This window comes from Brevibacterium sp. S22 (genome assembly GCF_004745485.1).
Classification (GTDB): Bacteria; Actinomycetota; Actinomycetes; order Actinomycetales; family Brevibacteriaceae; genus Brevibacterium.
Genome location: NZ_RHFG01000003.1, coordinates 183,133 through 207,618 on the forward strand (window position 1 = coordinate 183,133; position 24,486 = coordinate 207,618).

The window sequence follows — 24,486 nt, forward strand, 5'->3', positions numbered from 1 at the left end:
TCTGCCGCTCTCCGCTGGTCACGGGCGGTGTGCGTGCGGCACCTCGCTGTGCCGCATCACCGCCTCTTCTCATTTTCTGACATGCACTATCTTAGCATTTGAACCCTTCGTCGGTGGGCCGCACGGGCGTCGGCAGCCGGGTCGACCCGGTCAGGAACCGGTCGACCTCGGCGGCCGCGGTACGGCCTTCGGCGATGGCCCAGACGATGAGCGACTGTCCGCGTCCGGCATCGCCGGCGACGAAGACACCCGGCTGAGCCGCATAGTCCTCAGCTCGTGAGAACGCGCCGCCGGCTCCCGCTTCGAGGTCGATCGCCGCCGTCTCCGGTCCGCTGAAGCCCAGCGCCAGCAGCACGAGATCAGCGGGGATGACGTGCTCGGTGCCCGGTGTCGGGACTCGGCGGCCGTCGACGAACTCCGTCTGCGCGACTTCTATTCCGCAGACCCTTCCCGTATCGTCACCGACGAATCGAGTCGTCGATGCCAGATAGCGCCTCGTTCCGCCTTCTTCGTGTGAGGATTGGACCTCGAAGATCCGCGGCACGGTGGGCCATGGCGAGTCCGCACCGCGGTCGAGTGGCGGCCGGCTGCCGATGGCCAGTGTCGTCACCGAGGCGGCTCCTTGGCGCAGAGCGGTGCCCAGGCAGTCGGCGCCGGTGTCTCCGCCGCCGATGATGACCACATGCCTGCCGGCCGCATCGATGAGCTGTGCCGAATCGTCGGCCGAGGTCCCGTCTGCCGACTGCGCCCGGTTGGACGGCACGAGGTAGTCCATCGCGAATTCGATGTTCTCGAGTCGACGTCCCGGCAGGTCCATATCGCGGGGCACAGTGGCTCCGGTGGCCACCAGCACCGCATCGAAGCGAGTCTGCAGTGCGGCGAAGTCGATATCGCGGCCGATCTCGACGCCGGTTTCGAACTGGGTCCCCTCGGCCCGCATCTGGTTGAGCCGGCGGTCGATATGGTGCTTCTCGAGTTTGAAGTCCGGGATCCCATAGCGCAGCAGTCCGCCGAGGCGGTCGTCGCGTTCGAAGACGACGACGGTGTGCCCGGCTCGGGTCAGCTGTTGGGCTGCGGCGAGCCCGGCCGGTCCGGAGCCGATGACAGCGACGGTGTGCCCGGTCATCCGATCGGGGACGACGGGGGTGATGAGTCCGGCGGCGAAACCGTCGTCGACGATGGAGACTTCGACCTGTTTGATCGTCACGGCCGGTTGGCTGATGCCCAGCACGCAGGCGGCCTCGCACGGGGCGGGGCAGGCCCGACCGGTGAATTCGGGGAAGTTGTTCGTCGCATGCAGCAGCTCCACGGCACGCGGCAGCTCGCCGCGGTACATGGCGTCGTTGAACTCCGGGATTAGGTTGCCCAGGGGGCATCCCTGGTGGCAGAAGGGGACACCGCAGTCCATGCAGCGAGAAGCCTGTCGGCGCAGCTGCGCGGGGTCGCCCTTCTCATAGACCTCGGAGTAGTCCATCAGCCGGATCGGCACGGGCCTGCGGGCGGGGAGTTCGCGTTCGGTGGTGGTGAGGAATCCTCGCGGATCAGCCATGGGCGGCCTCCAGAATGGTCTGCCAGGTCTGTTCGGAATCAGCGGGTTCGCCGCTGCTGCCGATCTCGTCCTGGATGTCTTTGACCCGCGCATAGGCGACGGGAATGATCTTGGTGAAGCGGGACAGGATGTCCTGGCCCCGGTCGAGACCGGCCAGCAGTTCGCCGGCCAACGGGGATCCGGTGGCCGCGACGTGATCGGCAAGCAGCCTCTGCAGCACCGGCGCGTCGGAGTCTCCGATCCCGCCGAATCTGAAGACTCCCGCGGCCCGTTCCTTCGGGTTGAGGCGGCTGGGGTTGAAGTCGAGCACGAACGCCGTTCCTCCGGACATTCCGGCCGCGAAGTTGCGTCCGATGGGGCCGAGGATGACCGCCACTCCCCCGGTCATGTATTCCAGTCCGTGGTCGCCGATGCCTTCGACGACGGCTTCGACCCCGGAGTTGCGCACGAGGAATCTCTCCCCGACCATTCCGGACAGGAACATCGTCCCGGATGTCGCCCCGTAGCCGATGACGTTTCCGGCGATGACATTGTGTTCGGGCCGAGTGGGGTTCTCCGGGCGGGGGGCGATGCTGATCGCTCCGCCCGACAGGCCCTTGCCGACGTAGTCGTTGGCGTCTCCGTGCAGATCGATGCTCACACCCCGAGGCAGGAATGCGCCCAGGGACTGGCCGGCTGTTCCGTTGAGGGACACGCGCACGGTTCCCACCGGCAGACCGTCCCCGCCGTGGGCCTGAGTCACCCGGTGGCCGAGCAGGGTGCCGACCGATCGGTCCGTGTTCGCGACCTCGGCGCTCAGGTGCACCGGGACTCCCGCAGCGATCTGCGCTCCGGCCTGCTCGAGCAGGCGATCGTCGAGTTCGCCCGCGAAGTCACGTGGGGTGCCCGGTTCGCTCACCCTCGCCGAGGCGGGACTGCCGTGGAGATCGGTCGGGACGGTGAGGATCGGGGTCAGATCCAGGTCCAGCCCCGAGGCTTTCGCCCGGTCTGCGTCGATGCGCAGTCGTTCGACCGCTCCGATCGCTTCGTCGAGGCTGCGCAGTCCCAGCTCGGCGAGGTAGCTGCGGACCTCCTCGGCGATGAACGTGAAGAAGTTCACGACATGATCGGCCTGGCCGTGGAACCGTTCGCGCAGCTTCGGGTTCTGTGTGGCCACACCGACCGGACAGGTGTCCTGGTGGCAGACCCGCATCATGATGCATCCGGAGACGACGAGGGCGGTGGTGGCGAATCCGAATTCCTCGGCCCCGAGCAGGGCGGCGATGATGACGTCGCGGCCGGTCTTCAGCTGCCCGTCGACCTGGACGCTGATGCGTTCGCGCAGACCGTTGAGCACGAGCGTCTGCTGGGCTTCGGCCAGACCCAGCTCCCACGGGGTGCCGGCATGTTTGAGCGAGTTGAGCGGGCTGGCGCCCGTTCCTCCGTCGTGGCCGGAGATGAGCACGACGTCGGCTCCGGCCTTCGCCACTCCGGCGGCCACCGTCCCGACTCCGATTCCGGAGACGAGTTTGACGTGGACACGGGCAGCCGCATTGGCACGCCCGAGGTCGTGGATGAGCTGGGCGAGGTCTTCGATGGAGTAGATGTCATGGTGCGGAGGCGGTGAGATGAGGCCGACTCCGGGGGTGGCATGCCGGGTCTTCGCGATCCACGGGTACACCTTCTCTCCCGGCAGCTGACCGCCCTCACCGGGTTTGGCGCCCTGAGCCATCTTGATCTGCAGGTCATCGGCGGCGGTGAGGTAGTGGCTGGTGACGCCGAAACGACCGGAGGCGATCTGTTTGATCGCCGACCGGCGCTGCGGGTCGAGCAGACGTTCGGCGTCCTCCCCGCCCTCTCCCGTATTCGACTTCCCGCCGATCCGGTTCATGGCGATCGCCAGCGTCTCGTGGGCTTCGGCCGACAGGGAGCCGTAGCTCATGGCTCCGGTGGAGAAGCGACGCATGATCGCCTCAGCGGGCTCGACCTCGGAGATGTCGATCGGTCCCGTTTCGGTCGGGACGAGGTCGAAGAGTCCGCGCAGAGTCATCAGCTCCGCGGACTGTTCGTCCACCGCGCGCGTGTACTGCCGGAAGATGTCGAAGCGGCCGGTCGCCGTCGAATGCTGCAGTCTGAAGATCGTCTCCGGATTGAACAGGTGCCCCGGACCTTCCCGCCGCCACTGGTACTCACCGCCGACGAGCAGGTTCCGGTGTGCCGGACGCGGATGGTCCTCCCGGTAGGCATCGGCGTGCCGGGCCGTCGTCTCAGCCGCGATATCGTCAAGGGTCTTGCCGCCGAGCTGATGCGGGGTCGAGGCGAAGTGTTCGTCGATGACCGAGTCGGCCAGGCCGAGTGCCTCGAAGGTCTGCGCCCCGTGGTAGGACTGGACCGTCGAGATGCCCATCTTCGACATGATCTTCAGCAGGCCCTTGTTCAGCGCAGTCAGCACGTTGGCCACGGCCGCCTCGGCGCTGATGCCTCGGATCCGTTCGGACTTCACGAGGTCCTCGGCCGATTCCATGAGCAGGTACGGATTGACCGCTGAGGCGCCGAACGACACGAGCGTGGCCGCATGATGGACCTCACGGACGTCTCCGGCCTCGACGATGATGCTCACTCGGGTTCGGGTCCGCTCCCGGACGAGATGGTGGTGCAGGGCGGAGGTCAGCAGCAGGGACGGGATCGGTGCGAATTCCGAATTCGAGTCCCGATCGGTGAGGATGAGGAACACCGCACCGCCGGCGACCGCTGCGCTCGCCTCCGCGCACAGGTCCGCGAGGCGACGGGTCATCGCGTCCTCACCGGCGCCCACCGGATACAGTCCCGACAGCGTCACCGAGGGGCGGGTGATTCCTTCGCCGAGGTGGTGCCCGGCCAGGTGCGCGATCGCCGTCAGTTCGTCGTTGTCGATCACCGGCCGCTCGAGCAGGATATGGGCGGAGTCCGGCTGAGTGGAGCACAGCAGGTTGCCTTCGCGGCCGATTCCTGCCGACATGCTCGTGACGATGTCCTCGCGGATCGAGTCCAGCGGCGGATTCGTCACTTGGGCGAAGTTCTGGTGGAAGTGGTCGAAGAGCAGTCGTGGACGGGTACTCAGGGCCGCGATCGCCGTATCGCTGCCCATCGCACCGAGGGGTTCGGCGCCGGTTTCGGCCATCGGGGCGATGAGCACGCGCAGCTCCTCCTCGGTGTAGCCGAATGTCCGCTGGCGTCGACGGACGGAGGAGCTGGGGTGGCTGATATGGACGCGGGTGGGCAGTTCGCCGAGACGGGTGGCCGAGGTCTCGACCCATTCGCGGTAGGGATGCTCGGTGGCCAGCCGGTTCTTGATCTCCGTATCGGAGATGATGCGCCCGGCCTCCACATCGACGAGGAACATCCGGCCCGGGGTGAGTCGACCGCGTGCGGTGACTTCGGCTTCGGGCACGTCGACGACTCCGGCCTCGCTCGCGAGCACGACCGTGTCCTCGGTCATGATGTACCGGGCCGGGCGAAGTCCGTTGCGGTCGAGCACGGCTCCGGCGAGGCGACCGTCGGTGAAGGCGACACAGGCCGGCCCGTCCCAGGGCTCCATGAGCAGCGAGTGGTATTCGTAGAAGGCTCGCCGTTCCTCCGACATGGCCGGGTTGTTCTCCCAGGCTTCGGGAATCATCATCAGCATCGCCTGCGGAAGGGACCGTCCGGAGGCGACCATGAGTTCGAGCACGGAGTTGAATGATGCGGAGTCCGAGGATCCGGCGGGAATGATCGGGAAGATGCGCTCGAGGCCGCTGTGCGTGTCCCCGACCGGGGATTCGAGCAGCTCGCTGGCCAGGGCCGATTCGCGTGCCTGCATCCAGTTGCGATTGCCGCGCACGGTGTTGATCTCGCCGTTGTGGGCGATCGTGCCGAACGGCTGGGCAAGCTGCCAGGACGGGAAGGTGTTCGTGGAGAATCGGGAGTGGACGAGCGCGATCGCCGAGGTGAGACGCTCGTCGCCGAGTTCGGTGAAGAAGCGGTCGAGCTGCGCGGTCGAGAGCATACCCTTGAACGTCAGCGTCGTCGGCGACAGCGAGGGGAAGTACAGGCCCGAGTTGTCGAGTCGTTTCCGCACGATGAAGGCCCGACGGGCCAGATCGTTCTCGTCACGGGCCGGATGATCGGCGCTGAGGCCGAAGAACACATAGCGCATGGACGGCATCGTCTCGGCGGCGATCCGGCCGAGCACTCCGGGGTCGACAGCCACGGAGGCCACGTGGAGGACCTGCAGTCCCTCTTCCGCGGCGATCCGGGACACGAGCGCGTCCTGGTCTGCCCCTGCGGCCTCGCGGCTGAAGTCGGGCTGCGTCTCCGACGTCAGCGGAGCGGTGACCGTGTTGAGGTCGGCGGCGTAGTCCTGGGCGAAGAAGCCGATGCCCATGGCGTAGTCGCCGGGCGCCGGCAGTGTGACTCCGGATTCGGCGAGACGGGCGGAGAAGTAGTCGTGCGGAATCTGGATGGTCAGTCCGGCTCCGTCACCGGTGCCGTCGTCGGAGCCGATTCCGCCGCGGTGTTCGAGTCGGCGCAGAGCGTCGAGAGCCTGTGTGATGACCGTATGGTCGGCACCGCCCCGGTAGCGGGCGATGAGGGCAAGACCGCAGGCATCGTGTTCGAGTGCCGGATCGTAGAGCCCGACTCGGCCCGGTGGCGCCGTGGTCTCGTGGGTCGGCTGAGCGCTGTGGTTCATGTTCTGCCTTCTCGGTGTTGTGTGTTCTCCGAAAAGACGGCGCTGTCCTCTGCGGTTTGGACGAGCCCGGAAAGAGTGTTCCCGAACCCGACTGTGAGATCACTCTCACAAGCCGGAGTTTCAACCTACACCCACGTGCAACCGCAGAGAAAGCAGAAAAAGGAACGAAGTGCGAACCTATTCGTCTTAGGTTTCGGACGATTGGGGGTTCTCTTCGCCTGGTGCGGAGGCTGATCTTCCGCGCACATCGGGCACGATCGAGATCGCCGAGGTGACCGCTCCGAAGAATCCGAAGCTGTGGCGTCCGCTGAGATCGATGCCCGGTTCGTCCTCGGTCTCCGAGTCGTCCGTGTCGGCATCGTTCGCGGCTGCGGTCACGTCTGCCGACATCCGATCGGCAGCCGAGGCGTCGTCTGCCGAGGCGTCGTCTGCCGAGGCGTCGTCTGCCGAGGCGTCGGCGGCCGAATGGGCGGTGGCCGGTGCGGCTGTGTCTCGGCGTCCGTGTGGGTCGTCGGGGTCGGCCACGCGCGCCACGGACGGCAGCGGGGCGCCGGCCGCCTCGGCGATATTGGGCACATTGACTTCGAAGGTGTGCTTGCCGCGGCGGTGGCGGCGCAGCAGGGTGCGGGACCCGTGAGTGTAGACGCCGGTCTCATAGGTGCGGTGGCGCAGCCGGGACACGATGAGCCAGCCGAGGCCGAGAAGCAGGGCGAGGACAGCTGTCCAGACGTTGAACGGCAGTCCGAGGAGGAGCCGTGCATCCTCGGCGGCGGGAGTGCCGATCCGCAGGGCCTCGAGCAGAATGCGGCCGAGTCCGAACAGGCACAGGTAGAGGGCGAAGACCTGACCGTAGCCGAGCCGGAGGCGTTTGGACACGGTGATGAGGACGACGCAGGCGATGAGGTTCCACACCGATTCGGTGAGCACCGTGACCAGTTCGAGGCGACCGTCGAACCAGTCGCTGAAGGCCCCGGCGACATGGCCGAGGATGAGGCCCGGGGCGACCGAGTCGAGCAGGGGACGGAACCTGATGCCTTGGAAGCGGGTGAGCACCCACACGGAGAGGAAGCCGAGGATGGTGGCTCCCCAGAAGCTGAATCCGCCGTCCCAGAGGGCCAGCGCCCGCAGAGGGCTGCCAGCGGGGCCGAAGTAGGTGTCCGGCGCCGAGAGCAGATGTCCCAAGCGTCCGCCGATGACAGCTGCCGGAAGACCGACGACCGTGATGGCCCACAGGTCTCCCTTATGGCCGCCGCGGGCGCGCCATTGGATGCTCGTCATCCATATGGCGAGTCCGACGCCGAGGATGGTGAAGACGACCCATGCCGGGCTGAAGCTCATGCACACCCTTCTGCGAGCTCGGCTGCGAGTCGCCCGACTCCGGCGACTCCTTCGGAGTCCAGCGCTCGGACGAGAGCAGAGCCGACGATGACGCCGTCGGCGTATTCGGCGACCTCGGCCGCCTGCTCGCGATTCGACACGCCGAGACCCACGCAGGTGCGTTCGGCGCCTGCCTCTTTCAGCCGGGCGACGAGGTCACGGGCATGGTTGTCGACCTCGGAGCGGACACCGGTGACCCCCATGGTCGAAGCGGCGTAGACGAAACCGGAGCTGTGCTCGACGATTCGGGCCAGACGTTCGGGCGTGGACGAGGGTGCGGCGAGGAAGATCCGGTCGAGATCGTGCGTCTCAGACGCCGCCAACCAGGGTCCGGCCTCGTCGGGGATGAGGTCGGGGGTGACGATTCCACCGCCTCCGGCCGAAGCGAGGTCGCGGGCGAAGCTGTCGATGCCGTATTGGAGCACGAGGTTCCAGTAGCTCATGACGACGGCGGTGCCGCCGGCCTCGGCGATCGCTTCGACGGCGGTGAAGATGTCTGTGGTGCGCACCCCGTTCTCCAGTGCCGCTTCACCGGCTCGCTGGATGACGGGTCCGTCCATCCCGGGGTCGGAGTACGGCATGCCGACCTCGATGATGTCGACGCCGCTGCGGACGAGCTCCACCATGGCTGCGGTCGATCCGGGCACCGTCGGGAAGCCGACGGGAAGGTAGGCGATGAGCGCGGCCTTGCGGCCCGCCTCGGCGACGGCGTTGAGGGTGGTTCCTGTGCGGGGGCCTGAGTGCGTCATACCTGCACCGCTCCTTCATCGATGTAGTCGAACCATTTCGCGGCGGTCGTCATGTCCTTGTCGCCGCGGCCGGAGAGATTGACCAGCAGGACCGCGTCGGGTCCGAGCTCACGTCCGATGCGCATGGCTCCGGCCAGGGCGTGAGCGGATTCGATGGCGGGAATGATGCCTTCGGTGCGGGAGAGCAGCCGCATGGCTTCCATCGCTTCTTCGTCGACGACGGGTTCGTAGGTCACGCGCCCGGAGTCATGGAGGTGTGAGTGTTCGGGGCCGACCGATGGGTAGTCGAGTCCGGCGGAGACTGAATGGGAGGCCTGGGTCTGGCCGTCGGAGTCTTGGAGGATGTAGGTGGCCGAGCCGTGGAGGACACCGGGGCGTCCGCCGGAGAACCGGGCGGCATGGCGGCCTGAGTCGACTCCCTCGCCGCCGGCTTCGAAGCCGTAGATCTTGACATCAGCATCGCCGAGGAAGGCGGCGAAGAGGCCCATGGCGTTCGAACCGCCGCCGACGCAGGCGCAGACGGCGTCGGGCAGACGGCCGATCGTGTCCTGGATCTGTTCGCGGGCCTCGATGCCGATGACGTTCTGGAAGGAGCGGACCATCGCCGGGAACGGGTGCGGGCCGGCGACCGTGCCGATGACGTAGTGGGTGTCGTCGACATTGGCCACCCAGTCGCGCATGGCTTCGTTCATCGCGTCCTTGAGGGTGCGGGTGCCGTTGGTCACGGCGTTGACGGTGGCTCCGAGCAGCCGCATGCGGGCGACGTTGAGGGCCTGACGCTGAGTGTCCTCCTCACCCATGTAGACCACGCAGGACATATCGAGCAGAGCGGCGGCGGTCGCCGTTGCGACTCCGTGCTGTCCGGCTCCGGTCTCGGCGATGAGGCGGGTCTTGCCCATTCGCTTCGCCAGCAGTGCCTGGGCCAGGGCGTTGTTGATCTTGTGGCTGCCCGTGTGGTTGAGGTCTTCGCGTTTGAGGAACACGCGGGCTCCGCCGCAGTGCTCAGCGAAGCGTGTGGCCTCGGTGAGCAGCGAGGGGCGGCCGATGTAGCTGCGCTGCAGCGTCAGAAGTTCGTCGGTGAAGGCCGGGTCCACTTGGGATTTGCGCCAGGTCTCTTCGATCTCGTCGAGTGCCGGGATCAGCGCTTCGGGGATGAACCTGCCTCCGAACTCGCCGAAGTACGGTCCGGTCTCCTGGCTCAAATCGGTCATTGCGGTCCTTCTCGATCTCCTCGTGGCGTCGGCGGGTGAGGCGAAGAGCCTCCACCCTGCCGGACGACCGAATGGGTGCACTATCGGCCCATCGTCGACCATCTGCGGCGGCCGTCGCGGGCGGGGTTCAGGATGCGGACAGGCAGCGGCGTTCGCGCCCGAGCGCCGTGTACTCCTCGACAGCGGCCTGCGGGCGACCGCCGGTGACGAGGGCTTCGCCCACGAGCACGAGATCGGCTCCGGCATCCGCGTACTTCGCCACTTCGGCGGCGCCGCTCACGCCGGATTCGGCGACGAGGGTGCAGCCGTCGGGGGCCAGATCGGCCAGCGGGGCGAACCTGTCGGTGTCGACGCTGAGGTCCTTGAGGTTGCGGGTGTTGACGCCGATGAGTTCGGCACCGAGCTCAGCAGCGATCTCGAGCTCTTCGCGGTTGTGGGTCTCGACCAGCGCCGTCATCCCCAGCTCGGCGGCGAGGGCGTGGTATTCGCCCAGCTGTCCGGGGTCGAGGGCCGCGACGATGAGCAGTACGATATCGGCGCCGTGGGCGCGAGCCTCATGGAACTGGTATTCGTCGACCATGAAGTCCTTGCGCAGGACCGGGATGTCGACGGCCGCGCGCACCGAGTCGAGGTCGGCAAGGCTGCCGTTGAAGCGGCGGGTCTCGGTGAGCACGCTGATGGCTCGGGCTCCCCCGGCGGCATACAGTCCGGCCAACGTTCCGGGGTCGGGGATCCGGGCCAGGTCTCCGCGGGAGGGTGACTTGCGTTTGACCTCGGCGATGACGCCGAAGTCTGCGCTCAGGTCGAAGGGGCGGACGGGTTCGGCCGCCGCGGCGCGAGCGGTGATCTCGCTCAGCGGAACCTCGTTCCGGCGTGCCTGCAGATCTTCGCGCACGCCGGAGACGATGTCATTGAGAACCGTCATTTCTGCTTCGGCTTGTTGCCCAGTCCCACGGCACGCAGGATCAGACCGACGACGACACCGAGGGCGACGATGCCGATGGAGATGTAGGTGATCGTGGGGTTGTGGATCGTGAAGCCCACGCAGCCGACTGTGACCCCGATGAGCATGATGATGACTCCGGTCCATCCCGCCACCGAGTTGCCGTGACCGGGATCGGCGATCGCTGCGTAGTCGATCGTGGATTTGTCGAGATCTGCGGCCCCGTTGCGGGCGATGGACTGCGACATGGCGCTCCTTTGTGTGACAGGCGTGACACGCGTGTGGACTGTTGATCCCATTGTGTCACGCTTCGCTGACTGACCGGGCACCGACCCGGTCACAAGGTCATTTCGAATCCGGTTCGGTGTCTGGATCGGTCGGCTCCTCGTCGTCGGTGTCTGGATCGGTCGGCTCCTCGTCGTCGGTGTCTGGATCGGTCGGCTCCTCGTCGTCGGGGGCGTCTTCGACGTCGTCTCCGCGGGAGAGGGCGTCCCAGGCTGCGGCGGAGTCGAATTCCCCGCCGGCGGCCTCGGCCGTGCGGGCGTAGCGGTTGGAGTTCGTCCACCCGTTCGAAGCGACGGCGACCCAGATGATGCCGATGACGCCGATTCCGCCGGCCACTGCCGCGATGATCGCCCATGAGGTGGCTCCCGGCGCCGAGGCGGCGCTCAGGGCGGTGATCCCGTAGCCGATTCCGGCGATTGCGGCCAGACCCAGAACGACGAAACGTCCGATCCGACCGAGCATTGCGGCGAGCAGTCCCGAGACCGCGATGATCGCCACGCATGCGGTGGCCACGGGTGAGGCCTGCGAACTCGGATCCTCGGTGACCTCCGCCACACCGCTGGGTCCGAGCGTGTCGCCGCCGGTGCCTGCCTGCCAGGCGGAGATCGTCAGCGCCCACAGGGCGGCGGCGATGACGAGGACGATGAGGACTCCGCGTGATTTGGTCATTCCCTCACCTCTGGCTTCCTTCGGCTGCGTGCAGCGCATCGGCCGCGGCGGCGGCGCGCAGGACGGCCGCGGCCTTGTTCTCGGATTCCCGGTATTCGGTCTCGGGCACGGAGTCGGCGACGAGACCGCCTCCGGCGTAGACGCTCATCGTGGCCTGCCTGAGCACTCCGGTGCGGATGGCGATGGCCAGGTCGAGGTCACCGGTGAAGGACATATAGCCGACCACTCCCCCATAGATTCCGCGTCCGACGGGTTCGAGTTCGTCGATGATCTGCAGCGCCCGCGGTTTGGGCGCCCCGGACAGGGTGCCGGCGGGGAAGGTCGCCCGCAGCACGTCGATGGCGGAGGTTCCGGGTTCGAGTTCGCCGCGCACCGTCGAGCTGATGTGCATGATGTGGCTGTAGCGCACGATGTCCATGAACTCGCTGACGTCGATCGTTCCGGCGGCGCACACCTTCGCCAGGTCGTTGCGGGCGAGATCGACGAGCATGAGGTGTTCGGCGCGCTCCTTCTCATCGGCCAGGAGCTCCCGGGCCAGGCAGTCATCGGCTTCCGGGGTGGTGCCGCGGGGCCGGGAACCGGCGATCGGATGGGTGAGTACCTCTCCGGAGCGGACGGTGACGAGTGCTTCCGGTGAGGAGCCGACTATGCTCACCGGGTCACCGCCGTCGTCGTGGAGGTTGAGCAGGTACATGAATGGGCTCGGATTCGCATGCCGCAGCATCCGGTACACGCTCAGCGGATCGGCATCGCAGGGGGTGTCGAAGCGCTGGCCGACGACGACTTGGAAGATCTCCCCGTCGACGATCTTCTGCTTCGCCGTCTCCACACCGTCCAAGTACACCTGCGGCTGGGTGCGGGTGGCCACCTCGGGGTCGACTTTCCGGGGGCGGAGGACATCGGCCGGGCTGGGCTGCTGCAGGCGGTCGAGCATCGCCGTGATGCGCTCGACTCCTGAGGCATGGGCCTCGTCGATGCCGGTGTCGGCGCCGTTGACGTTGAACACATTGGCCACGAGGGTGACCATCCCCGAATAGTGGTCGAAGACGGCGATGTCGCCGGGGATCATCAGCTGGACGGTCGGCAGGTGGTGTTCGTTGGGGCGGGGCGGTCCGAGACGTTCGAAACGGCGGACGATGTCCCATCCGAAGTAGCCGACGAAGCTTGAGACCATCGGCGGCAGCACTGCTTCCGCTTCGGCCACGGCCAGCAGGTCGAGGGTGGCGGTGACCGCGTCGAGGACGTCGCCGTCGGTGGGGATGCCCACCGGCGGAGTGCCGGTCCAGTCGAATCCGTCCTCGGTGGAGATGAGGGTGGCCACGGGTGCCGATCCGATGAAGGAGTACCTGGCCCAGGATCCGGCGACCGCGGATTCGAAGAGGAAGCTTCCCGGCCCGCCGTCGGTGAGCTTGCGGTAGAGGCTCAGCGGGGTCTCCGAGTCCGCGAGCACCTGGGCATGGACCGGCACCAGCCGGTGTTCGGCGCCGAGGGCGCGGAACTGGTCGAGGCTGGGCCGGATCGGCAGGTCGGTCGGGTTCGCCGCTGAGTCAGTCGACACTGATGGTCCTTCCGGTGAAGCAGGTCGGGGTGTTCGTATGGCAGGCGGGTCCGGTCTGGTCGACGAGCATGAGCAGGGCGTCGGCATCGCAGTCGAGGCTGAGTGAGCGGACATGTTGGACATGGCCCGAGGTCTCCCCCTTCACCCAGTATTCCTGCCGGGAGCGCGACCAATAGGTGGCCCGCTTCGTCTCCAGTGTGCGGGAGACCGCCGCGATGTCCATCCAGGCGAGCATGAGCACCTCACCGCTCGTGGCCTCTTGGACGATGACGGGGATGAGTCCGTCTGTGCCCAGTCTGATGATCTCCTGCCAATTCTGCGGGGTGGCGTCGATTTCGCTGCTCATCGGACGTCGATTCCCTCTGCCCGCAGTGCGTCTTTGACCTCGGCGATGCTCAGCGTGCCGAAGTGGAAGACGCTGGCGGCCAGCAGCGCATCCGCACCTGCGGCCACGGCCGGGGCGAAGTGTTCGACCTTGCCGGCTCCGCCCGAGGCGATGAGCGGCACGTCGACGGCGGCGCGGGCGGCACTGATGAGTTCGAGGTCGAAGCCCTCGCGAGTGCCGTCGGCGTCGATGGAATTGAGCAGGATCTCGCCGACCCCGCGCTCAGCGGCCTCTCGGATCCAGTCGATGGCGCAGCGGCCCGTTCCTTCGCGGCCGCCGCGGGTGGTGACTTCGAAACCGGATTCCGTGCTCGTCCCCTGCGTGCGTCTGGCGTCGAGGGACAGGACGAGGACCTGGTTGCCGAAGTGTCGGGAGATCTCGCTGATGAGCTCCGGATCGGCCACCGCCGAGGTGTTGACCGAGACTTTGTCGGCTCCGTCGCGCAGCAGCCGGTCGACGTCGGCGACACTGCGGATGCCTCCGCCGACGGTCAGCGGGATGAAGACCTCTTCGGCGCAGGCGCGCACCACGTCGTGGACGGTCTCGCGGTCACCGCTGCTGGCTGTGACGTCGAGGAAGGTGAGTTCGTCGGCACCGGATTCGCCGTAGCGGCGAGCGAGCTCGACTGGGTCGCCGGCGTCTTTGAGGTCGGCGAACTTCACTCCCTTGACGACGCGTCCGCCGTCGACGTCGAGACAGGGGATGACTCTGACAGCTACCACTCAGTCCTCCTAGATTCCCAGGCCCCGGTAGCGATCCATTCGGCGGGCCAAGCGCCTGGCCGATGGTTCGCGCATGAGCGAGATGAGTTCGAATTCGAGTGTCGTCCCGACCCGCGCGACGAAGTCAAGGGGTTCGTCGCTGGCGTCGGGGTGTTCGGCGATGATCCGGTCGACGACGCCGTTGGCCTGCAGCATGGGAGCGTGCACACCCTGGCTCTGTGCCATCTCGGCGGCCCGTTCGGTGGTGCGGTGCACGATCGCCGAGGCGCCTTCGGGCGGCAGCGGCGAGAGCCAGCCGTGTTCGGCACTGAGCACCCGGTCGGTGGGGATGAGCGCCAGGGCCCCGCCGCCGGATCCCTCACCGAGGATGAGCGAGACGGACGGGGCATCGAGGTTCGCGAGGTCAGCGAGGCTGCGGGCGATCTCGCCGGCGATTCCGCCTTCCTCCGCCGATTGGGACAGTGCCGCTCCGGGGGTGTCGATGACGGTCACGAGCGGCAGGTGCAGTTCCGCGGCCAACCTCATTCCGCGCCTGGCCTCACGCAGTGCCGCCGGCCCCATGGGGGCCCGGGAGTCCTGCCGGAACCGGTCCTGGCCGAGGACGATGCACGGTGCGGAGCCGAACTTCGCCAGGGCCAGCAGCAGTCCGGGGTCCTTCTCCCCTTCGCCGGTGCCGTTGAGCGGCAGCACAGTGTTCGCTGCCGTCCGCAGCAGGTCACGGACTCCGGGGCGTTCGGAGCGACGCGAACTGGTGATCGCGGCCCAGGCGTCGGAGTCCGGATCGACCTCGGCGGGCGAGGTGTCCGGGTCCGGCACCTGGGGCGGGACCTCCTTGGCCCCCATGAGCACATCGAGGACGCGGGAGACGGTGGTGGTGATGCGTTCGGGACCGATGACGGCGTCGATGATGCCGTTCTTGTGGAGGTTCTCTCCCGTCTGCACGTTCTCCGGGAACTTCTCTCCGTAGATGGCCTCATACACCCGGGGTCCGAGGAAGCCGATGAGGGATCCGGGTTCGGCCACGGTGACATGTCCCAGCGACCCCCAGGAGGCGAAGACTCCTCCGGTCGTGGGATGGCGGAGGTAGACGAGGTAGGGCAGCCCGGCCTTGCGGTGGGCGATGACGGCGTTGGTGATCTTCACCATCGACAGGAAGGCGATGGTGCCCTCCTGCATGCGGGTGCCACCCGACGCGGGTCCGGCCAGCAGGGGCAGGCCCTCGAGGGTGGCACGTTCGATGGCGTCGACGAGGCGTTCGGCCGCGGCCACGCCGATCGAGCCGGCGAGGAAGCGGAATTCGCCGGCGACCACGGCGACCCGACGTCCGTTGATGGAGCCTTCACCGGTGATGATGGCTTCGTCGACCCCGGACTTCTGCGCCGCGGCGTCGAGCTCTGCGGCATAGTCGGCGGAGATCCCGCCGGCCGGCCGGATGGGGGCAGAGTCCCAGGACAGAAACGATCCTTCGTCGAGGACGATGTCGACGAGTTCATATGCGTTCAGGCGTGGCATGAGAGTCCCGTTCAGTTTCCGTCGGCGAGCCACGCCACGATGGACTCGGCGTCTTCGTCCAACAGCGGCGGAGCATCATGAGCGGTGCGGGTGGTTTCGACCTCACCGTCGCCGCCGGCGTCGAAGAAGCGCAGCGGCGGTCCGGGCAGGTCGATGTCACCGAGCACCGGATGGTCGACGGAGACCTTGAGGCCCTGACTGAGCGCCTGCTCCCACTGGTAGACCTCGGGCAGGGTGCGGACCGTGCCGGACGGGATGCCCGCCTCGGTGAGCTCGGCCAGCAGGTCGGGTGCGTCGTAGGCGGAGAAGCGGTCTTCGATGAGTTCGATGAGTGCCGGCCGGTTGGCTACGCGTGAGGCGTTGTCGGCCATGCCTTCGGTGGCGGGGTCGATGTCGAAGGCGGCGCAGAACTTCTGCCACAGGTTCTCGTTTCCCACGGAGATCTGCACGGCGCCGTCGCGGCAGTTGAACAGTCCGTACGGCGACAGCGACGGGTGGTGGTTGCCGCCGGGTTGGGGTTCTTGGCCGGCCACGGTCGCGCGTGTGCCCTGGAAGGCGTGGACGCCGACCATTCCCGCGATGAGCGAAGTGCGCACGACCTTGCCCTTGCCCGTGCGTTCGCGTTCGAGCAGGGCCGCGAGGACTCCGTACGAGCCGTAGATTCCGGCCAGCAGATCGGCGATCGGCACACCCACACGCTGCATGTCATCGGGTCCGGGTCCGGTCAGCGACATCAGTCCGGCCTCGCCCTGGGCGATCTGGTCGTAGCCGGCGCGGGAGGCTTCGGGGCCGTCATGGCCGAAGCCGGTGATGGAGAGGATGACCAGGCGCGGGTTGATCTCCATGCACCGGGCGGTGGAGAAGCCGAGCCGGTCGAGGACTCCGGAGCGGAAGTTCTCGATGAGCACATCGGCACGTGCGATGAGTCCGGTCAGGGTGTCCGTGCCCGTCTCGGATTTGAGGTCGAGGGCGATGGATTCCTTGTTGCGGTTGCACGAGAAGAAGTATGTGGCCTGAGGGTCGTCCTCAGGACCGACGAAGGGAGGACCCCAGGACCGCGAATCATCGCCCTTGCCGGGGTTCTCGACCTTGATCACTCGTGCGCCGAGGTCTCCGAACATCATTCCTGCATGAGGGCCGGCGAGTGCTCGGGAGAGGTCGACGACGGTGTATCCGGTCAGGGGGCCTGCCGCAGTCTCGGGTGTCTCGTTCGCCATTCCTAATCCTCCTTGAAGTGGGTGCGTCTCTTGATGAGCATACGCAATCGTGCGACCTCCGCATGGGCGCGGCGACCGTCTGCATGCTGGATCGCCATCACCGCGCAGGTGGTGCCGTCGGTGAGGTCCAGCAGGGGCCAGGGGTCATCGCCGACGGGTGAGAACGTCACGCCGAGGATCTGCCCCCAGTCGAACCGGCGGGTGCGCACCATGTTCTTGACCACCAGGCCCTCCTCGGTGGGTCGGGCCTGGATATCGGAGATGCGCAGCAGGGCAGCTCCGAAGAGAATGCCCAGCAGGTTCATCCATATCATGTCGAGCACGGTCCATGGTTCCCAGTCCACGACGAACAGCGCCACGGACAGGACCGCGAACCCCGCGGTCACGGCAACGGCACCGACGATGCTGATGATGCGCACCTGTCGGGGCCGGAACACCGCGAGATCAGATTCGGCAAGCGCCAATGTTCGTCACCAGGATCGCTCGGGCGCCGGCTGCGTAGAGTCGGTCCATCACGTTGTTGACTTCCTTCGCCTCGACCATGACGCGCACGGCAACCCATCCGGTCTCCTGCAGCGGAGACACGGTCGGGGATTCGAGTCCCGGGGTCAGCGAGATCGCTTCGGGAACCAGGCGCTGCTCGATGTTGTAGTCGACGAGCACGTACTGGCGGGCGACCATGACCGATTCGAGGCGGCGCTTGAGCACGCCGATGCGGGATTCGGCTCCGTCGCGCTGGATGAGCACACCTTCTGATTCGAGCAGCGCCTCGCCGAAGGGCTCGAGTCCCGCGGCGCGCAGGGTCGAACCGGTTTCGACGACATCTGCGATGGCGTCGGCGACTCCGAGCTGGATGGAGACCTCGATCGCTCCGTCGAGCTGCACGGTCGTCGCGGAGATGCCGCGCCGCTGCAGGTCGGCATCCACGAGGTTCGGGAAGCTCGTGGCGATGCGGGCACCGGCCAGTTGGTCGGGTGAGGTGAAGGAGCCGGCGGTGCCGGCATAGAAGAAGCGGGAGGTGCCGAATCCGAGTCCGAGCACCTCATCGGCTTCGGCCTGCGATTCGAGCAGCAGGTCACGACCGGTGATACCGGCGTCGAGGATGCCGGAGCCGACGTAGATGGCGATATCGCGAGGGCGCAGGTAGAAGAATTCGACCCCATTGACCTCATCCTGATGGACCAGCGTCTTGGTTCCGCGTCGAGTGGAGTATCCGGCCTCGCTGAGCATATCGGAGGCGGCTTCGGACAGTGCGCCCTTGTTGGGCACGGCTACACGCAGCATGGGGTCCCTTTGGAGTTCGATGGCGTCGGGGCGGTCAGGTTCGCGAGAAGGTCTCAGAGGTGGGTGTTGACATCGTCGAGGGTCAGTCCCTTGGCGATCATCATCACCTGCACATGGTAGAGCAGCTGCGAGATCTCCTCGGCGAGCTCTTCCTCGGTCTCGTATTCGGCGGCCATCCACACTTCGGCGGCCTCTTCCACGACCTTCTTGCCGATCGCATGGACTCCGGCGTCGAGTTCGGCCACGGTCTTCGAACCGGCCGGTCGTTCGAGGGATTTCTGCTGGAGTTCGGCGTAGAGAGTCTCAAAGGTCTTCACTGCTCCAGCCTAATGCATCCGTCCTGACCGCAGCATTCCGGGTCTCATGTTCTAGAACACCGAGGGCCGTCTCTCATCAGCACTGGGATCGGCGATGCTCAGTCCTCGGGATCGCGGCCGATCTCGGTGGCCGGGCGATGGGGTGCCGAGATCGTCTGGCGTGAGCGTTTCGACCAGTCGATGAGTCCGAGGATGACCATGACGAGGAAGAACAGGTACACGGCTCCGGAGAAGACGAGTCCGCCGGAGATCGCCAGGGGGATGCCGACGAGGTCGACGGCGAGCCAGACGAACCAGAATTCTACGATGGCCCGGCCCTGGGCGTACATGGCCACGATCGAACCGATGAAGATGTACGCGTCAGGGTACGGGTTCCACGACCATCCGCCCAGAGCGAGGATCCAGCCGAAGACTCCGGTGCCGATGACCAGCGCCGCCAGCAGCAGTGCCCGTTCCTTCCATGTGGCCCAGCGGACGACGACCTCACCTGAGGCGGCTTTGGACTTCTTCCACTGGGTCCAGCCCCAGACCGCGGCGACGATGATGACGACCTGCCGGGAGGCGTTGCCGCCGAGCCCGGCGGAGACACTGGCGGAGAAGAGGAGGAGGGAGCCCAGAATCTGCACCGGCCAGGACAGGATGTTTCTGCGCAGAGCGAGGACGACGGTGGCCAGGGCGCAGATATTGCCGAACAGGTCGGAGTACGGCACGGGTTTGCCCAGCAGTTCGAACGCCGGGGTGTTCAACCAGTCGAACAGGTCCATCGCAGGCTCTCTTCTGAGTGTGGGCCGTCGGAGGCTTCCGGCCCGAGTCGGTCAGTGGGTGTGCGCTGCGGCGCGGGTGCGCAGCTGACTGATCGCAGCCGCCGCGTCTTCGGCCCCGTAGACGGCGGAGCCGGCCACGAGGACGTCGGCGCCGGCGTCGACGACGCGGTCGATCGTCGACGCGGAGACTCCCCCGTCGACCTGCAGGCGGATCTCGAGGCCGGTGGCCGAGATGGCCTGGCGGGTCCGAGCGATCTTCGGCAGGCACACGTCGAGGAACTTCTGACCGCCGAATCCGGGTTCGACGGTCATGATGAGGATCTGGTCGAACTCGCCGAGGAGGTCGATGAACGGTTCGATCGGGGTCGCCGGTTTGAGCGCGAGGCTGGCCTTCGCCCCGAGGCGGCGCAGTTCCCGGGCCAGACGGACGGGGGCGGCGGCCGCCTCGGCGTGGAAGGTCACCGAGGCGCAGCCGATCTCCGCATACACGGGGGCGTGGCGATCGGCGTCGGCGATCATGAGGTGAGCATCGAGTGGGATCGGGGAGATCGCCTGGATGCGTTCGACGACGGGCGGGCCGAAGGTGAGATTCGGGACGAAGTGGTTGTCCATGACGTCGATATGGGCCATATCGGCGGTGCTGATCTTCTCGAGCTCACCGCGCAGATCGGAGAAGTCCGAGGACAGGATCGAAGGGTTGATGTCGATGGACATGGGTCATTTCGCCTTTCGCAGGAGGGCCAGGAACATTCCGTCGCTGTTGTGCAGGTGCGGCCAGAGCTGAGCGTACCGCCCGCCGTCCCGGTCCACGGAGGCGAACGATTCCGCCTCGGTGTCGGTGATCGCCGACAGCACGGCCGGGGTGTCGAGGATCTCGATGTCCGCGGATCCGGATTTTTCGCGCAGCCGCAGCACTTCGTCGACGATGAGCACGGTTTCGGCATAGTGCGGAGAGCAGGTCGAGTACGCGACCACTCCGCCGGGTGCGCAGGCGTCGAGGGCTGCGGCGAGCAGTTCGCGCTGCAGTCCGGCCAGGGCCGTGATGTCGTCGGGCCGTCTGCGGTAGCGGGCTTCGGGGCGACGCCGCAGGGCACCGAGTCCGGAGCAGGGCACATCGACGAGGATCTTCGAATAGGGTCCCCGGGCGTCGCGTCCGTCGCCGACCGCAGAGGTGACGTTGGTCAGTGCCTGGGTTGAGTCGCGGACGAGGTCGACGCGGTGTTCGCTGGAGTCGAAGGCCTCCAGTGTCCTCGCTTCGCCGGCGGCCACGGCGCCAAGGACGGCGGCTTTGCCGCCGGGTCCGGCGCACAGGTCGGCCCAGGTTCCGTCAGGTGCGTCGATTTCGGCCAGGGCGAGGGCGACGAGGGCCGATCCTTCGTCCTGGACTCGGGCGCGTCCGTCGGCCACGGCCGGGACGTCCCGAGGCACCGCGGTGTCCAGAGTGACGCCGATCGGTGACAGTGCCGTGGGTTCTCCCGGCAGTTCGCTGCGATCGATGAGTCCGGGCAGGGCGGTCACGCCGACCTTGGCGGGTGTGTTGTCGGCTGCGAGGAGGGCATCGAGTTCGGCGGCGTCGCGGCCGTGTCCCTTGAGCGCCTGGGTCAGTGCCCGCACGACCCATTCGGGATGGGAGTGTTCGATGGCCAGCCGGGTGGTCTCGTCAGCCTCGGCGGTGACGCGGTCGAGCCATACGGCGGGTTCGGCTTCCGAGATGCGGCGGAGCACGGCGTTGACGAATCCGGCGGTCTTCGCTGCGGAGCGTTTGACCACGGCCACGGTTTCGGACAGTGCCGCATGATTCGGCACACGCATCGACAGGAGCTGGTGGGCGCCGAGGCGCATGGCGGCCAGGGGTTCGGGATCGATCTCGTCGATGGCCCGCGATGAGGCGATTTCGATGATCGCATCGTAGAACTTCTGTCGGCGCAGGGCGCCGTAGGTGAGCTCGGTCGTGAAGGCGGCGTCCTGTGCGCCCATGTGGGTGCGGGCGAGTTTCGCCGGGAGGAGCAGGTTCGCGTAGGCGTCTTTCGTCGCCACGTCGAGAAGGACTTCCCAGGCGATGCGCCGCGGCAGGTTCTTGCCGCCGTGGTCGCTGCGGCCTCCACCGTGGCGGTCGGTTCGGCGTCCGTCGCCGCGGTCGCTGCGTCCCCGACCCGGCCGGCTTCTGCGGTTATCTGCTGACTCAGCCATTGTTCTGCTGCTCTCCGGTCTCTGGGTATGGGTCGAAGGTCACGTTTCCGCGGCCGCGCAGGAAGTCGGCTGCGTCCATGCGGGCCTTGCCGAAGGGTTGGATCTGTTCGAGGCGGACCCAGCCGTCACCGCAGCGCAGCACCGGCTGTTGATTCCATGTGGTCAGTTCGCCGACTGCACCGGCGGCGTTGACCTCGGGGGCGGGGGTGAGTCCGAAGAGCTTCGTTCTCCTGCCGTCGAGTTCCACCCATGGCCCCGGTGCCGGACTGGTTCCGCGAGCTCGGTCGATGACGTGGGCAGCGGGTGCGGAGAGGTCGAGGTGGGCATCGGTGACAGTGATCTTCTCCGCGTGGCTGGACTCACCGATCTGTGGGCTCAAGGTCGCGGTGCCTGCGGCCAGTTCGTCGAAGGCGGCGACGAGTTCCGGAGCGCCTCGGTGCGCATAGTCGTCAAGCGCGGCGGCGACGTCCGGGTGGTCGAGCGGCAGTTCGAGCCTGCGCAGCACGGGGCCGGTGTCCATGCCCTCGTCGATGCGGAATACGCTGACTCCGCTCGTGGTCTCACCGCCTATGAGTGCGCGTTGGACGGGAGCGGCCCCGCGGTAGGCGGGAAGCAGGGAGAAATGGAGGTTGAACCAGCCGAGTCGGGCGGTGTCCAGGGCAGCGGGTCCGGCGATGGCGCCGAACGCGACGACCGCGACGGCATCGGCTTCGAGGTCGCGCAGCTGGGAGATGACGTCGCCCCGCAGCCGGTCGGCTTCGATCACGGGCAGTCCGAGTTCGACGGCGCGGGTCTTCACCGGTGACGGGGTGAGGACTCGTCTGCGTCCTACGGGCGCATCGGGTCGGGTGAGCACCGCACGGATGCGGTGGTCCGAAACGGCTAGGGCCTCGAGGGCGGGAACTGCGACATCAGGGGTGCCGGCGAAGACGATATCCACACCGGGGATTCTACTGCTTCGCCGGTCCATCACAGCGACCGGGGATCATCGATGCGCACTCGCACCTGCGGCAGCTTCTTCGCCGACCGGGAGGCGATGATCTCTGCCGCTCTCGTCCCGACGCGGTCCCCCGCGGAGAACGAATAGGCGCTGACGCTGCGCTGGCCGTCCTCGGCGTCCTCGCGCAGCAGCTCTTCGACCTCGCCGATCTCGGCGAGCACCGCGTCGATGTCGGCGCCGGCGCCCTTCAGTTCGAGTATCCGTCGGTACGGCGGGAAGCCGAGGACCTTCCTGTCGCCCAGCTGCCGGGACATGAAGGTCGTGGGGTCGAAGGAGGTCAGCGTCTGCCGGATGAGTTCGTCTTCATCGCCGAGGTAGACGGCTCCGCCCTCATCACGTGAGCGCACGAGGGAGGCGGCTCGCAGCCGGCGCGCCACGCTTTCGTCGATCGAACGCATCCACGGCCCCGGCCACAGCGAATCCAAGAGGATCGCCGCGGCATAGCCGCCGAGCACATAGGGTTCGGCACCCGTGGTGGCCACCACGAGTCGTGGGGTCTCGTCGAGGACCGTGGAGATGTGGTCGCCTCCGGATTCGACGATCTCGATGTCCGGCAGCGCTCGGGCGAGTTCTTCGACGGTGCGGGCCCGGCCGCGCACGATCGACCGCACCTGGTGCGAGCGGCAGCGCAGACAGCTGAACGTCTCTGCGTGGTATCCGCAGGATCGGCAGGCGAACGGCCCGACTTCCGACTGCGTGGTCAGCGTCGCCTGACACTGGGGGCAGCGCGCGACTTCCTGACAGCGGGCACAGGCGAAGACCGGATAGTAGCCCGACCGCGGCACCTGCACGAGAACCGGTCCCGGCACTCCCCCGTCACGGGCACGCGGGTGCAGGGCCGTGCGCATGATCTGCCAGGCCCGGCTCGGGATGCGCTGCCACGCGAAGGGATCTCGGTCCTCGTCGGGGACGAAGACCACGGGTGCGGCATGCCGTCTGGCGGGACCGATCGGTGTGATGTCGGCCAGCCACCCGATTTCGACGAGGCGCTGCACCTCGGCGCTGCGGTCGGTGGAGACGAAGAACAGTTCGGCGTCCTCAATCGTCGACCGCAGCAGGCAGACCTCCCGGGCGTGCGGGTACGGGGCGTGCTGGTCGAGGTAGTTGAGGTTCGCATCATCGGTGCAGATGATGAGCCCGAGATCGGCGACAGGCGCGAACGCGGCGGCGCGGGTGCCGATCGTGATGCGCGTGTGCCCGAGCAGTCCCCGCAGCCAGGCCTGCCATCGCAGCTCCGGTGATTGGTCGGCGCTGAGCACCGAGACGTCCCCGATCCCGGCGGCGGTGAGACTCGTATGGAGCACGGTGAGTTCGCGATGGTCGGGCACGAGCCAGAGCACGGATCTGCCGGCCTCGAGAGTCGCTCGGGCGGCATCGAGTCCGGCACGGATCCAGCTGAGTCCCGGTGTCGCCCCGGGTGTGCACGCGAGAGCTCTGCGCCGGGGTGTTCCGGTCGCTTCCGGAGTCTGTGCCGGGCTCTCCCCCATTCCCGCGTGAACCCATTCGCCGAGGCGGTCCAGCACCTGCCGATCGACCTCGGAATTCTCCGGTGTCCCTTGGTCCGAGTCGTTCGCCGAGGCGCTCGCCCCAGCAGGCGCCGGGTCATCGTGTTCCCCGGCCTTCTCCCTGGCCGTCTCTGCTGCCTTCTCCGCCTTGAGCACGGCCTTCTCCCCGCGGGCATGTCGCGGCGGGATGGCCAGACGCAGCACATCGGCCAGTGTGCCGCCGTAGCGGCGGGCCACGGCTTCGCTCAAGGCGAGCAGGTCCTCACGCAGCACCCGGATGGGTCCGCTGAGCCGTTGGATCGTGGCCAGAGGCCCGATGTGGTCAGAGGATTCGACGCGGTGGAGCAGATAGCCGTCGCGCAGCTTCCCGGCGAACTTCACCCGCACTCGCACACCGGGCAGGGCCGCCTCGGCGAGCTTCTCCGGGACCGCATAGTCGAAGATCCGCGCCAGGTGTGGGACGGGATGGTCGATGAGCACTCGGGCGACCGGATCGGTCGGAGCCACCGGCACCTGGCCCTCGGCCGAGGTGCCGGTGTCGATCGGGAGGGGTTCGTCCACG

The 24,486-nt window shown here is 67.3% G+C and carries 21 protein-coding genes; all 21 read right to left on the minus strand.

From position 1 onward, the window contains the following. Positions 1 to 91: 91 nt before the first annotated feature. The 21 genes from EB835_RS04900 to EB835_RS05000 all read right to left on the minus strand — a co-directional run bounded on the left by EB835_RS04900 (position 92) and on the right by EB835_RS05000 (position 24,485). The gene (locus EB835_RS04900; protein WP_135808355.1) at positions 92 to 1,549 is read right to left on the minus strand and encodes a glutamate synthase subunit beta; all 1,458 of its coding nucleotides are present in this window, start codon (positions 1,547 to 1,549) and stop codon (positions 92 to 94) included. Then, entirely contained in the window at positions 1,542 to 6,236 is a 4,695-nt protein-coding gene (gltB, locus tag EB835_RS04905) for a glutamate synthase large subunit (RefSeq protein WP_135808356.1), read from the minus strand. Before gltB ends, EB835_RS04900 begins: the two co-directional genes overlap by 8 nt. Before the next feature lie 186 nt (positions 6,237 to 6,422). Continuing rightward, a complete protein-coding gene (locus EB835_RS04910) occupies positions 6,423 to 7,574 on the minus strand; it encodes a prolipoprotein diacylglyceryl transferase (RefSeq protein ID WP_135808461.1) in 1,152 nt (383 codons plus the stop codon). After that, on the minus strand, positions 7,571 to 8,362 hold the full coding sequence (gene trpA / locus EB835_RS04915) for a tryptophan synthase subunit alpha (RefSeq protein WP_135808357.1): 792 nt from the start codon (positions 8,360 to 8,362) through the stop codon (positions 7,571 to 7,573). Before trpA ends, EB835_RS04910 begins: the two co-directional genes overlap by 4 nt. After that, on the minus strand, positions 8,359 to 9,573 hold the full coding sequence (gene trpB / locus EB835_RS04920; RefSeq protein ID WP_135808358.1) for a tryptophan synthase subunit beta: 1,215 nt from the start codon (positions 9,571 to 9,573) through the stop codon (positions 8,359 to 8,361). The genes trpA and trpB overlap by 4 nt, the downstream gene beginning before the upstream one ends. Positions 9,574 to 9,700: 127 nt before the next feature. Then, on the minus strand, positions 9,701 to 10,498 hold the full coding sequence (trpC, locus tag EB835_RS04925; RefSeq protein WP_135808359.1) for an indole-3-glycerol phosphate synthase TrpC: 798 nt from the start codon (positions 10,496 to 10,498) through the stop codon (positions 9,701 to 9,703). Then, entirely contained in the window at positions 10,495 to 10,764 is a 270-nt protein-coding gene (locus EB835_RS04930) for an HGxxPAAW family protein (protein ID WP_135808360.1), read from the minus strand. The genes trpC and EB835_RS04930 overlap by 4 nt, the downstream gene beginning before the upstream one ends. A gap of 97 nt (positions 10,765 to 10,861) precedes the next feature. Beyond that, complete coding sequence (locus EB835_RS04935) at positions 10,862 to 11,470, minus strand: Trp biosynthesis-associated membrane protein (RefSeq protein WP_135808361.1); 609 nt, start codon at positions 11,468 to 11,470, stop codon at positions 10,862 to 10,864. Between the two features lie 4 nt (positions 11,471 to 11,474). Then, on the minus strand, positions 11,475 to 13,028 hold the full coding sequence (trpE, locus tag EB835_RS04940; protein WP_240688552.1) for an anthranilate synthase component I: 1,554 nt from the start codon (positions 13,026 to 13,028) through the stop codon (positions 11,475 to 11,477). Continuing rightward, on the minus strand, positions 13,018 to 13,374 hold the full coding sequence (gene hisI, locus EB835_RS04945; protein WP_135808363.1) for a phosphoribosyl-AMP cyclohydrolase: 357 nt from the start codon (positions 13,372 to 13,374) through the stop codon (positions 13,018 to 13,020). Before hisI ends, trpE begins: the two co-directional genes overlap by 11 nt. Further along, positions 13,371 to 14,135 carry an imidazole glycerol phosphate synthase subunit HisF gene (hisF, locus tag EB835_RS04950; RefSeq protein ID WP_135808364.1) on the minus strand — a complete coding sequence of 255 codons (765 nt, stop codon included), beginning with the start codon at positions 14,133 to 14,135 and terminating at the stop codon, positions 13,371 to 13,373. Before hisF ends, hisI begins: the two co-directional genes overlap by 4 nt. A gap of 9 nt (positions 14,136 to 14,144) precedes the next feature. After that, positions 14,145 to 15,647 carry a carboxyl transferase domain-containing protein gene (locus EB835_RS04955; protein WP_135808365.1) on the minus strand — a complete coding sequence of 501 codons (1,503 nt, stop codon included), beginning with the start codon at positions 15,645 to 15,647 and terminating at the stop codon, positions 14,145 to 14,147. Between the two features lie 11 nt (positions 15,648 to 15,658). Then, on the minus strand, positions 15,659 to 16,864 hold the full coding sequence (locus EB835_RS04960; protein WP_135808366.1) for a CaiB/BaiF CoA transferase family protein: 1,206 nt from the start codon (positions 16,862 to 16,864) through the stop codon (positions 15,659 to 15,661). Positions 16,865 to 16,866: 2 nt separating this feature from the next. Then, a complete protein-coding gene (locus EB835_RS04965) occupies positions 16,867 to 17,301 on the minus strand; it encodes a PH domain-containing protein (RefSeq protein WP_240688553.1) in 435 nt (144 codons plus the stop codon). Between the two features lie 7 nt (positions 17,302 to 17,308). Next, complete coding sequence (hisG, locus tag EB835_RS04970; protein WP_135808368.1) at positions 17,309 to 18,148, minus strand: ATP phosphoribosyltransferase; 840 nt, start codon at positions 18,146 to 18,148, stop codon at positions 17,309 to 17,311. A 53-nt stretch (positions 18,149 to 18,201) separates the two neighbouring features. Continuing rightward, positions 18,202 to 18,465: a phosphoribosyl-ATP diphosphatase gene (locus EB835_RS04975; RefSeq protein WP_135808369.1), complete on the minus strand. Its 264-nt coding sequence runs from the start codon at positions 18,463 to 18,465 to the stop codon at positions 18,202 to 18,204. A gap of 98 nt (positions 18,466 to 18,563) precedes the next feature. Continuing rightward, a complete protein-coding gene (locus EB835_RS04980; protein ID WP_135808370.1) occupies positions 18,564 to 19,229 on the minus strand; it encodes a nicotinamide mononucleotide transporter family protein in 666 nt (221 codons plus the stop codon). A gap of 51 nt (positions 19,230 to 19,280) precedes the next feature. Continuing rightward, on the minus strand, positions 19,281 to 19,943 hold the full coding sequence (rpe, locus tag EB835_RS04985; protein ID WP_135808371.1) for a ribulose-phosphate 3-epimerase: 663 nt from the start codon (positions 19,941 to 19,943) through the stop codon (positions 19,281 to 19,283). A 3-nt stretch (positions 19,944 to 19,946) separates the two neighbouring features. Beyond that, positions 19,947 to 21,419 (minus strand): RsmB/NOP family class I SAM-dependent RNA methyltransferase, encoded by a 1,473-nt coding sequence (locus tag EB835_RS04990; protein ID WP_135808372.1) that lies wholly within the window; start codon positions 21,417 to 21,419, stop codon positions 19,947 to 19,949. Then, positions 21,412 to 22,359 carry a methionyl-tRNA formyltransferase gene (gene fmt, locus EB835_RS04995; RefSeq protein ID WP_135808373.1) on the minus strand — a complete coding sequence of 316 codons (948 nt, stop codon included), beginning with the start codon at positions 22,357 to 22,359 and terminating at the stop codon, positions 21,412 to 21,414. The genes EB835_RS04990 and fmt overlap by 8 nt, the downstream gene beginning before the upstream one ends. Positions 22,360 to 22,388: 29 nt before the next feature. Continuing rightward, positions 22,389 to 24,485: a primosomal protein N' family DNA-binding protein gene (locus EB835_RS05000; RefSeq protein WP_135808374.1), complete on the minus strand. Its 2,097-nt coding sequence runs from the start codon at positions 24,483 to 24,485 to the stop codon at positions 22,389 to 22,391. Position 24,486: the final 1 nt, after the last annotated feature.